Origin of the sequence: Streptomyces canus (assembly GCF_030816965.1) — a bacterium.
Lineage (GTDB): Bacteria > Actinomycetota > Actinomycetes > Streptomycetales > Streptomycetaceae > Streptomyces > Streptomyces canus_E.
The window spans coordinates 2,000,842-2,014,851 of record NZ_JAUSYQ010000002.1 but is presented as its reverse complement, the minus strand read 5'-3'; the positions used below and the strand labels follow the sequence as shown (position 1 = coordinate 2,014,851).

The 14,010-nt window shown below is 69.5% G+C and carries 12 protein-coding genes and 1 pseudogene; 10 read left to right on the top strand and 3 right to left on the bottom strand.

Annotated features, from left to right (window positions below; all coding sequences use genetic code 11):
• Positions 1-13: 13 nt before the first annotated feature.
• The gene (locus QF027_RS10300) at positions 14-985 is read right to left on the bottom strand and encodes a RecB family exonuclease (protein WP_306983931.1); all 972 of its coding nucleotides are present in this window, start codon (positions 983-985) and stop codon (positions 14-16) included.
• A 554-nt stretch (positions 986-1,539) separates the two neighbouring features.
• On the opposite strand from QF027_RS10300, the gene QF027_RS10295 reads away from it, so the two are divergent.
• The 3 genes from QF027_RS10295 (at position 1,540) to QF027_RS10285 (ending at position 4,861) form a co-directional block, all read left to right on the top strand.
• Entirely contained in the window at positions 1,540-3,126 is a 1,587-nt protein-coding gene (locus QF027_RS10295; protein ID WP_373432110.1) for a site-2 protease family protein, read from the top strand.
• A 38-nt stretch (positions 3,127-3,164) separates the two neighbouring features.
• On the top strand, positions 3,165-4,067 hold the full coding sequence (locus QF027_RS10290; RefSeq protein ID WP_057614329.1) for a tRNA (adenine-N1)-methyltransferase: 903 nt from the start codon (positions 3,165-3,167) through the stop codon (positions 4,065-4,067).
• 215 nt (positions 4,068-4,282) lie between these two features.
• Positions 4,283-4,861, top strand: coding sequence for a hypothetical protein (locus QF027_RS10285; RefSeq protein WP_307074056.1), 579 nt, complete (start codon positions 4,283-4,285; stop codon positions 4,859-4,861).
• A gap of 57 nt (positions 4,862-4,918) precedes the next feature.
• Here QF027_RS10285 and QF027_RS10280 read toward each other — a convergent pair whose 3' ends face one another.
• A complete protein-coding gene (locus QF027_RS10280; protein WP_069761305.1) occupies positions 4,919-5,224 on the bottom strand; it encodes a ferredoxin in 306 nt (101 codons plus the stop codon).
• 244 nt (positions 5,225-5,468) lie between these two features.
• Here QF027_RS10280 and arc point away from each other — a divergent pair, with 244 nt between their 5' ends.
• The 6 genes from arc to prcA all read left to right on the top strand — a co-directional run bounded on the left by arc (position 5,469) and on the right by prcA (position 11,576).
• Positions 5,469-7,235, top strand: a complete 1,767-nt coding sequence (gene arc / locus QF027_RS10275; protein ID WP_306983942.1) for a proteasome ATPase — start codon at positions 5,469-5,471, stop codon at positions 7,233-7,235.
• Between the two features lie 245 nt (positions 7,236-7,480).
• Positions 7,481-8,992 (top strand): depupylase/deamidase Dop, encoded by a 1,512-nt coding sequence (gene dop / locus QF027_RS10270; RefSeq protein ID WP_373431015.1) that lies wholly within the window; start codon positions 7,481-7,483, stop codon positions 8,990-8,992.
• Positions 8,993-9,147: 155 nt separating this feature from the next.
• A complete protein-coding gene (locus QF027_RS10265; protein ID WP_007380863.1) occupies positions 9,148-9,366 on the top strand; it encodes a ubiquitin-like protein Pup in 219 nt (72 codons plus the stop codon).
• 6 nt (positions 9,367-9,372) lie between these two features.
• On the top strand, positions 9,373-9,963 hold the full coding sequence (locus QF027_RS10260; protein WP_306983944.1) for an endonuclease VII domain-containing protein: 591 nt from the start codon (positions 9,373-9,375) through the stop codon (positions 9,961-9,963).
• Positions 9,915-10,760 carry a proteasome subunit beta gene (prcB, locus tag QF027_RS10255; protein WP_306983946.1) on the top strand — a complete coding sequence of 282 codons (846 nt, stop codon included), beginning with the start codon at positions 9,915-9,917 and terminating at the stop codon, positions 10,758-10,760. The genes QF027_RS10260 and prcB overlap by 49 nt, the downstream gene beginning before the upstream one ends.
• 60 nt (positions 10,761-10,820) lie before the next feature.
• The gene (gene prcA, locus QF027_RS10250; RefSeq protein WP_306983949.1) at positions 10,821-11,576 is read left to right on the top strand and encodes a proteasome subunit alpha; all 756 of its coding nucleotides are present in this window, start codon (positions 10,821-10,823) and stop codon (positions 11,574-11,576) included.
• A 67-nt stretch (positions 11,577-11,643) separates the two neighbouring features.
• Here prcA and QF027_RS10245 read toward each other — a convergent pair.
• Positions 11,644-12,661, bottom strand: a pseudogene (locus QF027_RS10245) (LacI family DNA-binding transcriptional regulator).
• An 88-nt stretch (positions 12,662-12,749) separates the two neighbouring features.
• On the opposite strand from QF027_RS10245, the gene QF027_RS10240 reads away from it, so the two are divergent.
• The gene (locus tag QF027_RS10240) at positions 12,750-14,009 is read left to right on the top strand and encodes an MFS transporter (RefSeq protein ID WP_307074054.1); all 1,260 of its coding nucleotides are present in this window, start codon (positions 12,750-12,752) and stop codon (positions 14,007-14,009) included.
• Position 14,010 lies beyond the last annotated feature (1 nt).

Below are 14,010 nucleotides of genomic sequence, written 5' to 3'. Positions count from 1 at the left end.
TAAGTCTCCTTCGCTAGTCCGGCCCCATTCTGCCCTGCTCACCGATCGCGGACGTCACCGGCAGTGGGTACGGCGGGGGAGTGCCGCCGAACTCCGGGCAGTGCTCCTGGTGGTCGCACCAGCCGCACAGCTTGGTCGGGCGCGGCCGCCAGTCCCCCGTCTCCGTGGCCTGCCGGATCGCCTCCCACAGCGCCAGCAGCTTGCGCTCGACGCGCTCCAGGTCGGCGAGGACGGGGTCGTACGTCAGGACGTCTCCGCTGCCGAGGTAGACGAGCTGGAGCCGGCGCGGGATGACGTTCTTCAGCCGCCACACCACCAGGGCGTAGAACTTCATCTGGAACAGCGCGCCCTCGGCGTACTCCGGCCGGGGCGCCTTGCCGGTCTTGTAGTCGACGATCCGCACCTCGCCGGTCGGCGCCACGTCGACCCGGTCGATGATCCCGCGCAGTCTCAGCCCCGAGTCCAGCTCCGCCTCGACGAACAGCTCCCGCTCCGCGGGCTCCAAGCGCGTCGGATCCTCCAGCGTGAACCACCGCTCGACCAGCCGCTCGGCCTCACCGAGCCACAGCGCCAGCCGCTCGCCGTCCGGATCGTCGGCGAACAGCTCCACCACCTCGGGCCGGCTCTCCCTGAGCCGGTCCCACTGGCCGGGGACGAGCGACTTGGCCCGGGGCGCGGTCCGCTCCGTTGCCGGGGCGTCGAAGAGCCGCTCCAGCACCGAGTGCACCAGGGTCCCCCGGGTCGCCGCCTCGCTCGGCTTCTCCGGAAGCCGGTCGATCACCCGGAACCGGTACAGCAGCGGACACTGCATGAAGTCATTGGCGCGAGAAGGGGAGAGGGAGGCCGGCGCCGTGGCGGCCGGCCGCGACACCTCTACCGCCCCCGCCGCCGTACCCTCTGCCGTCGGCTCGCCCATGACCGGCTCCACCGCCGCCCCCGGGTCGCCGCTCGCGGCCTCCGCCGTGTCCTCGGTGCTCGTCTCCATGACCACAGACCATACGGCCCGCCACTGACAGTGACCTACCCGCGGCCGTGACCGCCGTGACTCCTGGGGAAAACACAGGGGGTGCCGGGGCGGAACGCGTCGCGACCGCCGCATACCATCAACCCGAGACCCTTCCGCACGGCAGGCGCGGAAGACGCTTCGAACGAGGGGACATCGTGGACGAGAGCGGCGGGAGCGGGCAGCCGCGGTCCGGCAAGGACCGGTCGGCCAAGCCCCACGCAGGGCCCACGGCCCAGACCACCGACCCCACGACCCCCGACCCGCACGAGAACGGAACCGGGGCGTCCGCCACGAACCCCACCAGCGCTTCCGCACCCCGACCCGACGGGGGCTTCGACGGCGCCCCGGCCGACCAGCCCACCCCGGAGGCCGAACACGGCACCACGGCCGCCCCGGAGCGGGCCGCGGATGACAACCCCGCCCAGGAACCGCCAACGGCCGATGACACCTCCGACGCCGACGCGGCCCCCGCGGCGGGCGATCTGCCGGTGACCGGCGCTGGGCCGGGGAGTCGGCGCCCGTCGGAAGCGCCGATGGCCGGCAACCTCGGCCCCTCGCCACGAGCGACCGACGGCACCTCTGACACCTCCGACGCCGACGCGGCCGCGGCCCCCGGTGCTGGCGTTGGGCCCGAGGGGAGTCGGCGCCCGTCGGAAGCGCCGATGGCCGGCAACCTCGGCCCCTCGCCACGAGCGACCGACGGCACTTCCGACGCCGACCGCCCCGTTGGGGCCGCCGCAGCCGCCGCGGCGGGCGGTCCCCCGGAGGCCGACGAGCCGACAGGTGAGGGCGCGGGCGCGGATCATGAGTCCGGCCGTCCCCACGGCGGTCACCGACAGCCCTCACCCCCCGCCGACCCGCACAAACCCCAAGCGCCGGACCCCGGCCACGCCCCTCCGGCCCACCACCACGACCACCGCACCCTCGCCCACTCCGGCGCCCCCAAGAGCCCCCCGCCCCAGTCCCCCCAGCCCCGGGGCGGCCTGCTGATGGGCCGCCCCTTCGGTGTGCCCGTCTACGTCGCTCCCAGCTGGTTCCTCGTCGCCGCGCTCATCACCTGGGTGTTCGGCGGACAGCTGGACCGCGTGCTGCCGGAACTCGGCGCCGCCCGCTACCTCGTCTCCCTCTTCTTCGCGGTCGCCTTCTACGCCTCCGTCCTCGTGCACGAACTGGCGCACACCGTCGCGGCACTGCGCTTCAAGCTCCCCGTCCGCCGCATCCAGCTCCAGTTCTTCGGCGGCGTCTCCGAGATCGAGAAAGAGGCCGAGACCCCCGGCCGGGAGTTCGTGCTGGCCTTCGTCGGCCCGCTGCTCTCCCTGATCCTCGCCGGCCTCTTCTACCTCGCCATGCAGCCCGTCGAGCCCGGCACGGTCCCCGGCGTCCTGCTCGCCGGCCTGATGGTCTCCAACCTCATCGTGGCCGCCTTCAATCTCCTGCCCGGCCTCCCCCTCGACGGCGGCCGCATGCTCCGCGCCGTCGTCTGGAAGATCACCGGCAAGCCCATGAGCGGCACCATCGCCGCCGCCTGGGTCGGCCGCGCCCTCGCCGTCTGCGTCCTCATCGGCCTCCCCCTGCTCACCCAGTCCGGAGCGCTCGGTTCCTCTGCCGAGGACAACGTCGGCATGGACACGGTCATGGACGCCCTGCTCGCCGCGATCCTCGCCGCGATCATCTGGACTGGCGCCGGCAACAGCCTGCGCATGGCACGCCTGCGCGAACACCTTCCCGAACTGCGCGCCCGCACCCTCACCCGCCGCGCGGTTCCCGTCGAGACCGACACCCCCCTCTCCGAGGCCCTGCGCCGCGCCAACGCCGCCGGCGCCCGCGCCCTGGTCGTCGTCGACGCCGAGGGCACCCCGCTCTCCCTCGTCCGCGAGGCCGCCATCGTCGGCGTACCCGAACACCGCCGCCCCTGGGTCGCCGTCAGCGGCCTCGCGCAGGACCTCACCGACGGCATGCGCGTCTCCGCGGAGCTCGCGGGCGAGGACCTGCTGGACACCCTGCGCGCAACCCCCGCCACCGAGTACCTCGTGGTCGAGCAGACCGGCGAGATCTACGGCGTCCTGTCCGCGGCCGACGTGGAACGCGCCTTCGTGAAGGCCATGGCCAGACCGTCCTAGTGGTCGGCGGCCCCTCCGGGGACCGGTAGGCTGTTCACATGTCCGAACCGACCGGTGCCGCCCGCAGGCGCGGGCCCTTCAAGGTCGGGGACCAGGTTCAGCTGACCGACCCCAAGGGCCGCCACTACACGTTCACGCTCGAAGAGGGAAAGAACTTCCACACCCACAAGGGTTCCTTCCCGCACGACGAGCTGATCGGCGCACCCGAGGGCAGCGTTGTCCGCACCACCGGTAACGTCGCCTACCTCGCGCTGCGCCCCCTGCTCCCCGACTACGTCCTGTCCATGCCCCGCGGTGCCGCCGTGGTCTACCCGAAGGACGCAGGGCAGATCCTCGCCTTCGCCGACATCTTCCCCGGCGCCCGCGTCGTGGAAGCCGGCGTCGGCTCCGGCTCGCTCAGCAGCTTCCTGCTGCGCGCCATCGGCGACCAGGGCATGCTGCACAGCTACGAGCGCCGCGAGGACTTCGCCGAGATCGCCCAGCAGAACGTGGAGCGCTACTTCGGCGGCCCGCACCCTGCCTGGCAGCTCACCGTCGGCGACCTCCAGGACAACCTGTCCGACACCGACGTCGACCGCGTCATCCTCGACATGCTCGCCCCCTGGGAGTGCCTGGAGGCCGTCTCCAAGGCGCTCGTCCCCGGCGGCATCCTGTGCTGCTACGTCGCCACCACCACCCAGCTCGCCCGGACCGTCGAGTCCATCCGCGAGATCGGCTCCTTCAACGAGCCGACCTCCTGGGAGTCGATGATCCGCAACTGGCACGTGGAAGGCCTGGCAGTCCGCCCGGACCACCGCATGATCGGACACACCGGCTTCCTGCTCACCGCCCGCCGCCTCGCCGACGGCGTCGAGCCCCCCATGCGCCGACGCCGCCCCGCCAAGGGCGCCTACGGCGAGGACTACACCGGCCCCAACGCCGACGGAGGCTCCGGCCGCTAGGGCGGCCCGTGTCGCAGTCAACGTACAGGCGTCGGGGTGGAGTTCCCGCAGACCAGGGGAACTCCACCCCGACGCTTCCGTGTTGAGGGAGCGACGGAAACCGCCGTACGGCAACCAGGACAAGTACCCACCCCCGCCGTTCCCCCGACCTGTGACGTGTGGCACCATGCTGGCCACCCCACCCCACCGGCACGCCCTCACAGGAGACGCTCCTAGTGCAGCAATCCGCCGTCCCGGAACTGGCACACACGCACACCCGCCCGATCCACTGGGTCGCCACCGCCACCGCCGTGGCGGGCGTCGTGGCCTTCTCCTCGGTCCTGCAGCCCAACCCGGCGACGGCGGCCCAGGCGGCCGGCCCCGAGGCCAGAAGCGCCCCCGTGGTCGCGGCCGCGCCCGATCCCGCGGACGTCCACTTCCCGATCGGCTGCGGACCCGTCAAGGCGAAGATCCAGAAACAGGTCTCCGGAGACCTCGACGGCGACGGACGGCCGGAAACAGTCGTCGTGGTGCACTGCGACGCCCCCATGGGCACCCCGCCCGACGCCGTCTACGTCATCACGCGCGCGAAGGGCACCGGCGAACCCCGTGTCGTCGCCACCCTGCTGAGCCCGAAGACCCGCAACACCGTCACCGACTTCACGGTGAGCGACGGCACCGTCCTCGCGACCCTGCTCGGCTACTCCACGTCCGACGTACCCAGTTGCTGCCCGGACGTGAAGGACAAGGCGAAGTGGCAGTGGAAGGACGGCGCGTTCGTCCGCTCGACCCCCGCAGGCACGCACACCGTCTGACCGAAGCGATCACATCTGTGAGAAATCAGACAGCGGTCACGCGCGGTGGCTTTCCGGTCACTCCGCGTCCGGTCCGTAGATCTCGACCCTGTCCGAAACTCGACGTACATGGATGCAGTCGCCAGGACACTCCTTCGCGGAGTCGACCACATCGTTGAGAAGCGGCAGAGGGACGGGCGTTGTGGCGCCTCTGTCCTGCAGAAGCTCGTCGTCCGAGCCCTTCACATAGGCCAGACCGTCGATGTCCAGCTCGAACACCTCAGGCGCGTACTGGGCACAGATGCCGTCACCGGTACAGAGATCCTGGTCGATCCAGACCTCCAGGGTCTCGCCGTCGGCCCCGACCTCCTGCTGCACTCTCATCTCTCCTGCCGTTTATGCGTCGAGCCGAACGGGAATCCGGCCAGCTCTGACGGGTGTTGAACACTTCGACCCTACCTTCGGCAGCTTTCCAATCTTGTTCGGTGGGTATTCCCCTGGCGTGAGGGAGAGCGCAAGGGTGAAGATCGGACACACCTCGACAGTCTTTGTGATCTAGGGGTTTCAATCGACACCCACCCAGGTAGGGTCTGGAAGCGTCCAGCTCCCCTTGGAGGAGGTGAGGACCGTGGCAGCCCACGACGACGACATGAACCGCGGCATCCGCCCGGGACGAGGGTCCGACGACCCGTCCGGGCAGATTGCCTACCTTGAGCAGGAGATCGCCGTCCTGCGACGCAAGCTCGCCGACTCTCCGCGACACACGAGGATTCTCGAAGAGCGGATCGTCGAGCTGCAGACCAACTTGGCCGGCGTGTCCGCCCAGAACGAGCGACTCGCCAACACGCTCCGTGAGGCCCGCGACCAGATCGTGGCCCTCAAGGAGGAGGTCGACCGGCTCGCACAGCCCCCGGCCGGCTTCGGTGTCTTCCTCGAAGCGAACGAGGACGGCACCGCCGACATCTTCACCGGCGGCCGCAAACTGCGGGTGAACGTCAGCCCCAGCGTCGAACTCGAAGAGCTCCGGCGCGGCCAGGAAGTGATGCTCAACGAAGCTCTCAACGTGGTCGAGGCCATGGAGTACGAGAGCGTCGGCGACATCGTCACCCTCAAGGAGATCCTCGAGGACGGCGAGCGCGCCCTGGTGCAGGGACACACGGACGAGGAGCGGGTGGTACGGCTCGCCGAACCGCTGCTCGACGTGACCATCCGCCCCGGCGACGCCCTGCTCCTCGAACCGCGCTCCGGCTACGTCTACGAGGTCGTCCCCAAGAGCGAGGTCGAGGAACTCGTCCTCGAAGAAGTCCCCGACATCGGCTACGAACAGATCGGCGGACTCGGAGGCCAGATCGAGGCCATCCGAGACGCCGTCGAGCTGCCGTACCTCTACCCGGACCTGTTCAAGGAGCACGAACTGCGCCCGCCCAAGGGTGTCCTGCTCTACGGACCCCCCGGATGCGGCAAGACACTCATCGCCAAGGCCGTCGCCAACTCGCTGGCCAAGAAGGTCGCCGAGGTCACCGGTCAGGCCACCGGCAAGAGCTTCTTCCTCAACATCAAGGGCCCCGAGCTCCTCAACAAGTACGTCGGCGAGACCGAGCGGCAGATCCGCCTCGTCTTCCAGCGTGCGAGGGAGAAGGCCTCCGAGGGCACACCCGTCATCGTCTTCTTCGACGAGATGGAATCCCTCTTCCGCACCCGCGGATCCGGTGTCAGCTCGGACGTGGAGAACACCATCGTCCCCCAGCTGCTCGCCGAGATCGACGGCGTGGAGGGCCTGCAGAACGTGGTCGTGATCGGTGCCTCCAACCGTGAGGACATGATCGACCCCGCCATCCTGCGTCCCGGGCGCCTGGACGTGAAGATCAAGATCGAGCGTCCCGACGCCGAGGCCGCCAAGGACATCTTCGGCAAGTACCTGACCGAGCGCCTCCCGCTGCACTCCGACGACCTCGGCGAGCACAGCGGCAGCAGGACCACCACCGTCCAGAGCATGATCCAGACGGCCGTGGAACACATGTACGCCGAATCCGAGGAAAACCGCTTCCTGGAAGTCACCTACGCCAACGGCGACAAGGAAGTCCTCTACTTCAAGGACTTCAACTCCGGCGCCATGATCGAGAACATCGTGGGCCGCGCCAAGAAGATGGCGATCAAGGACTTCCTCGACCACAACCAGAAGGGCCTTCGCGTCTCCCACCTCCTCCAGGCCTGCGTGGACGAGTTCAAGGAGAACGAGGACCTGCCCAACACCACCAACCCCGACGACTGGGCCCGCATCTCCGGCAAGAAGGGCGAGCGGATCGTCTACATCCGCACGCTCATCACCGGAAAGCAGGGCGCCGACACCGGGCGCTCCATCGACACGGTGGCAAACACCGGGCAGTACCTGTAAAGACAGGGCGGCTGCGGGTGCCCTCACCGGGGTACCCGCAGCCGACTGTTTTTCAGGCAACTAACCGGACCAAAGGCGAGCAAGGCAATGACGCAAATGATCTCCCCACCAGCGCAGAGCCGTTCTAGGCTCTTCGGTACCGCCGAGTCGCGCAGTGCGGGGACGGGCACCGCACACGCACCGGAGCGCCAGCGGTACTTGAGCGGCGCCCCCGACCGAGGGCGCTGCCGGGCAAGGAGGGCCGCATGACCGTACGGCGAGTAATGGGCATCGAGACGGAGTACGGGATCTCCGTCCCCGGCCACCCCAACGCCAATGCCATGCTCACCTCGTCCCAGATCGTCAACGCCTACGCGGCGGCGATGCACCGGGCCCGCCGGGCCCGCTGGGACTTCGAGGAGGAGAATCCGCTGCGGGACGCGCGGGGCTTCGACCTCGCCCGTGAGGCCGCCGACTCCAGCCAGCTCACCGACGAGGACATCGGCCTGGCCAACGTCATCCTCACCAACGGCGCACGGCTCTACGTCGACCACGCACACCCCGAATACAGCAGCCCCGAGGTCACCAACCCACGCGACGCCGTCCTGTGGGACAAGGCCGGCGAACGCATCATGGCCGAGGCGGCCGAGCGGGCCGCCCAGCTCCCCGGCGCCCAGCCCATCCACCTCTACAAGAACAACACCGACAACAAGGGCGCCTCCTACGGCACGCACGAGAACTACCTGATGAAGCGGGAAACCCCCTTCTCGGACATCGTGCGCCACCTCACGCCCTTCTTCGTCTCCCGCCAGGTCTTCGCAGGCGCCGGCCGCGTCGGCATCGGCCAGGACGGACACGAACACGGCTTCCAGCTCAGTCAGCGCGCCGACTACTTCGAAGTCGAGGTCGGCCTGGAGACCACTCTCAAGCGCCCCATCATCAACACCCGCGACGAGCCCCACGCCGACGCCGAGAAGTACCGCCGCCTCCACGTGATCATCGGCGACGCGAACCTCTCGGAGATCTCGACGTACCTGAAGCTCGGCACCACGGCTCTCGTCCTGTCCATGATCGAGGACGGCTTCATCGCGGTGGACCTCGCGGTCGACCAGCCGGTACGGACCCTGCACCAGGTGTCGCACGACCCCACCCTCCAGCGCCTGGTCACCCTCCGTAGCGGCCGCACACTCACCGCGGTCCAGCTCCAGATGGAGTACTACGAGCTCTCCCGCAAGTACGTCGAAGAACGCTTCGGCGCCGACGCGGACGACCAGACCAAGGACATCCTGGCCCGCTGGGAGGACACCCTCAACCGACTGGAGCACAACCCCATGAGCCTCGCCGGCGAGCTCGACTGGGTCGCCAAGCGCGAGCTCATGGAGGGCTACCGGCGCCGCGACGACCTCGACTGGGACGCCGCGAAACTGCACCTCCTGGACCTCCAGTACGCCGACGTGCGCCCCGACAAGGGCCTCTACAACCGCCTCGCGGCCCGCGGCCGCATCAAGCGACTCCTGGACGACAACGAGGTCGAGCGAGCCCGTACGAAGCCCCCGGAGGACACACGCGCGTACTTCCGCGGCCGCTGCCTGGAGCAGTACGCCGACGACGTCGCCGCGGCCTCCTGGGACTCGGTGATCTTCGACCTCCCGGGCCGGGACTCGCTCCAGCGGGTCCCAACCCTCGAACCGCTTCGCGGAACGCGAAATCACGTCAAAGAGCTCCTGGACCGCTGTCGCACGGCAGAAGACCTGGTCAGGGTGCTGTCGGGCGGCTGAGCGGGTCCTCGGGCCGGGCGGTCCGGCAGGGTGGAAAACCCGGCCAGAGGGAATCATCGAGATGGCCCACGTACGTTGTAAGAACTGCGGGGCCGATGTCAGACCCTGCTTGTAGGGTCTGATCAAGAACGTCGAACCGAGCGGGGTGAGGGGTTATGGCGACCAAGGACACCGGCGGCGGACAGCAGAAGGCCACGCGCAACACCGAGGAGGTCGAGGAGCAGACTGCGGAGACGCAGGGTTCCGAGGACCTCAAGGAGCGCCAGGAGAAGCTCAGCGACGACGTCGACTCCGTCCTGGACGAAATCGATGATGTGCTCGAAGAGAACGCGGAGGACTTCGTGAGGTCATTTGTGCAGAAGGGTGGGGAGTAGCGGTAAATGTCCGAATTGGGTGCCGAGAAGCGATGCTCGGCATGCAAGCGGACTCTCCCTACCAGCGCATTCGCGGCTAACAGGTCGAAGCTCGACAGGCTTCAGGACCGTTGCCGCGAATGCGGGGCAGATGCCTACCGCCGTGGTCGGGAGGCTCAGGGCAAGAAGGTCCGTCGAGTGGATGTGCCCGAAGGGCACAAGCACTGCCTGGGGTGCGACGAAGTCAAACAGTGGAGTGAGTGGCACAGAAACGCGTCGGCCTCCGACGGCTTGTCGACGCGCTGCAAGACGTGCCGAGCTGTCGCCGGGCGTGAGCGGCACCTGAAGCGCCACTACGGCCTCACCGAAGCCGAGCGTGACGAGATGGTCGCCTCTCAGATGGGGCTCTGCGTGATCTGTCTGAAGGCTCCTGCCGTTCATGTGGATCATTGCCACAAGACGGGTAGGGTCCGAGGCGTACTGTGCTTCAACTGCAATTCGGCCATCGGCAAGTTGGGAGACGATCCCGACGCCGTCCGTCGGGCCGCCGCTTACCTGGAAGGAATCGCGTGGAAGCCAACACTCGTAGCACCGGGCGTCTACCAGCTGCCTTCCTGACGCCTGGGTCGTCGTCCTTCATGGACTTCCTGTCCGAGCACCAGCCGGAGATGCTGCCGGGCAACCGGCAATTGCCGCCCATGCAGGGTGTGATCGAGGCGCCGCACGGCACCACGATCGTGGCGGTCACCTTTCCCGGTGGTGTCGTGCTCGCCGGTGACCGTCGCGCCACGATGGGCAACGTCATCGCTCAGCGGGACATCGAGAAGGTGTTCCCCGCCGACGAGTACTCCGCCGTCGGGATCGCCGGCACCGCCGGTCTCGCCGTCGAGATGGTGAAGCTGTTCCAGTTGGAGCTGGAGCACTTCGAGAAGGTCGAGGGCGCCCAGCTGTCGCTGGAGGGCAAGGCGAACCGGCTGTCCACCATGATCCGTTCCAACCTCGGCATGGCGATGCAGGGGCTGGCCGTGGTGCCGCTGTTCGCGGGGTACGACGTGGACCGCGGCAGGGGGCGGATCTTCTCCTACGACGTCACCGGCGGCCGTTCCGAGGAGCACAACTTCGCCGCCACCGGTTCCGGCTCGGTCTTCGCGCGCGGTGCCATGAAGAAGTTCTTCCACGACAGTCTGAGCGAGGCCGAGGCCACGATGCTCGTGGTGCAGGCCCTGTACGACGCGGCCGACGACGACTCGGCGACCGGTGGTCCCGATGTCGCCCGCCGGATCTACCCGATCGTCACCGTGATCACCGAGGACGGCTTCCGCCGGCTCACCGACGACGAGTCCTCCGAGATCGCCCGTTCGATTCTCGAGCGGCGGCTGGAGCAGCCCGACGGCCCGCGGGCCGCGTTGCTCTAGGCGCCACCCGTCTTGTTCAAGGTGATCGCAGTGACTTCCACAGAAAGGGACGGATAACCGGTGTCGACGCCGTTCTATGTCTCCCCCCAGCAGGCGATGGCCGACCGGGCGGAGTACGCCCGCAAGGGCATCGCCCGTGGTCGCAGCCTGGTCGTGCTGCAGTATGCCGACGGCATCGTGTTCGTCGGCGAGAATCCGTCCCGCGCGCTGCACAAGTTCAGCGAGATCTACGACCGGATCGGCTTCGCGGCCGCCGGCAAGTACAACGAGTACGAGAACCTGCGGATCGGCGGCGTCCGGTATGCCGACCTGCGTGGTTACACCTATGACCGTGACGACGTGACCGCCCGTGGTCTTGCCAACGTCTACGCCCAGACGCTGGGCACGATCTTCTCCTCGGCCGGTGAGAAGCCGTACGAGGTGGAGCTGGTCGTGGCCGAGGTCGGTGAGACGCCGGACGGCGACCAGATCTACCGGCTGCCGCACGACGGTTCCATCGTGGACGAGCACGGCTCGGTCGCGGTGGGCGGCAACGCCGAGACGATCAGCAGCTATCTGGACCAGCGTCACCAGGACGGTATGAGCCTGGCGGAGGCGCTGAAGCTGGCCGTGCAGGCGCTGTCCCGTGACACGAACGGCAGTGAGCGGGAGATCCCCGCGGAGCGGCTGGAGGTCGCGGTGCTGGACCGGACGCGTCCGCAGCAGCGCAAGTTCAAGCGCATCGTGGGGCGTCAGCTCGGTCGGTTGCTGGAGGTCGGCGGTGCGTCCACCGAGGCGGAGAGCGCGGATGAGGCGGAGGGTTCCGAGGACGAGTAGTCCCGGGGCGTCCCGCCCGACCATCACCCGTTCTGTGCCCCGGCCTTGAGGCCGGGGCGCAGGGCGTTCAGGGGGTGCTGGGCGGGGCCGTGGAGCCCCGTACGACCAACTCGACGGGGATGTCCCCCGCCTGCGGTGTACGGCCTTCCAGGACGGCCAGGAGGGCTTCCATGCCGCGTTCGCCGAACAGCTCGGCGTCCAGTCGTACGGTCGTCAGCTCGGGGTCGAGGGCGGTGGCGAGAGCGAGGTCGTCCAGGCCGGTGACGGAGATGTCGTCGGGGATGCGCAGGCCGAGCCGTCGTACGGCCTTGTAGGCGCCGGCGGCGAGTTTGTCGTCGTCGCAGACGAGGGCGGTGGGCCGGGGGCCGGGTGCGGCGAGGGCGGTCTCGGCGGCGGTCAGGGCGCCCTCGATCGAGATGGGGGCGCGGGCCGTGCGGACGGAGGTGCCGGGGACCGCGTCGAGTCGTGCGGCCAGTTCGCGCGCGCGTACCTCGAAGGTCCAGGACGGGATGTCGGCCGCGAGGTGCAGGAAGCGGCGGTGGCCGAGGTCCAGGAGGTGGGCGGCGATCTGGCGGACGCCGTCGGCGATGTCCAGGTTGACGGTGGCGGCGCCGAGGCTGCCCGAGGGGTCGCTGTCGAGCATGACGAGGGGGAGCTGGTCGCCGCGGATGGCGGTGAGGGCGTCGGCGGCCATGGAGGAGGCGATGACGCCGTCCAGGGCGGCCTGGGCGGAGGCGAAGGGGTCGCGGGCGGGGCCGATGCCCTCGGGGGAGGGGGTACAGGACGACGCCGAAGCCGTGGTCGGCGGCCACGCGTGCGGCGCCGGTGTAGACGCCGGCGAAGAACTCCGTCGTCAGGGCCGGGACGACGAGCAGCACCGTGCGGGTGCGGCCGAGGCGGAGGTTGCGGGCGGCCAGGTTGGGCCGGTAGCCGAGGTCGCGGGCGGCTTCCCGGACCCGTTCGGCGGTGGTTTCGGAGACCCTGCCGCGCCACTTGTCGCCCAGCACGAGCGAGACGGCCGCCTGGGACACCCCGGCCGCCTGTGCGACGTCACGGCTGGTCGGGCGCGTACTGCTGCGTGCCACCGTGGGTCCGCTCCTTCGTCTGGACGTCCGAACAGCGCACATGGTACGTATGGGAGTCGACGTTATACGTATGACTTGGAGGCGGGACATGGCCGCGGGATACCTGGAGATCCTCAGGGCGAGGCACGCGGTGCGCCTGCTGACGGGAACGCTGGTGGGCCGGCTGCCGAACGCCACCGCGGCGATCGCCATCGTGCTGTTCGTCCGGGCGCAGGGCGGCACGTACACCCTCGCGGGAGGTCTCGCGGCCGCGTACGGCGTGGCCAACGCCGTGGGGCAGCCGGTGCTCGGGCGGCTCGTCGACCTTCACGGCCAGCCCCGGGTCCAGCTCCCCTCCGCCGTGCTGTCGGCCCTCGCGATGGCTCTCTTCGCCTTCAACGGCACCGACCCGCTCCCGCTCGCCTACGCGGCCGTGGCCGCCGCCGGGCTCTTCACGCCGCCCCTGGAGGGCGGTCTGCGGGCGCTGTGGCCGAGCGTGCTGCGCAGGGAGGACCAGGTGCACACGGCGTACGCCATGGACGCCGTGGCGCAGGAGGTCATGTTCACCGTGGGGCCCTTGCTGGTGACGTTGTGCGCGGCGCTGTGGTCGGCGCAGGCGGCACTGCTGGTGCTGAACGTCATCGGGGTGCTGGGCGCTGTCTCGGTCGTGGTGTCGCCGCCCTCGCGCGCGTGGCGCTCCGCACCGCGTGAGGCGCACTGGCTCGGCGCGCTGCGCTCGCCCGGACTGCTGGCGATGCTCGGCGCGTTCCTGTTCGTCGGCATCGCGCTCGGGTCCATCACGGTCGCCTCCGTGCCGTACGCGGACGAGCACGGCGGGGACGCGGTGTACGGCTGGCTGATGGCCGGGATCGGTCTGGGGGCCCTCGTGGGCGGCACGGTGTACGGCGCGCGGCAGTGGGCCGGTGAGCCCGCGCGGCGACTTCAGGTCCTGGTGGGCTTCCTGGCGGTGTGTTACCTGCCGCTGACCCTGATGCCGGGCGCGGTGGCCATGACGCTGCTGACGGTGCTCGCCGGGGTCTTCCTCGCGCCCGTCATCGCGTGCGCCTTCGTCCTGGTCGACCGGCACGCGCCGACCGGGACGGTCACCGAGGCCTTCTCCTGGCTCGTGACGACGTTCACCGTGGGCGCGTCGGTCGGAACGGGCCTCGCGGGCCCGGTCGTCGAGCGGGGCGGGGCCCTGTGGGGCTTCGCCGTGCCGGGTGTCGCGGGGGGCGTGTCGCTGCTGGTTCTGCTGGTGACGGGAGGCGTCCTCACAGCTCCCGCGGGGCGGGCGGTGGTTGCGTCTTCATCGGAAAATGATCCAAACCGTGCTGCCGAACCCCGTTTCAGCTCGAAGGATCGGGCGTAAT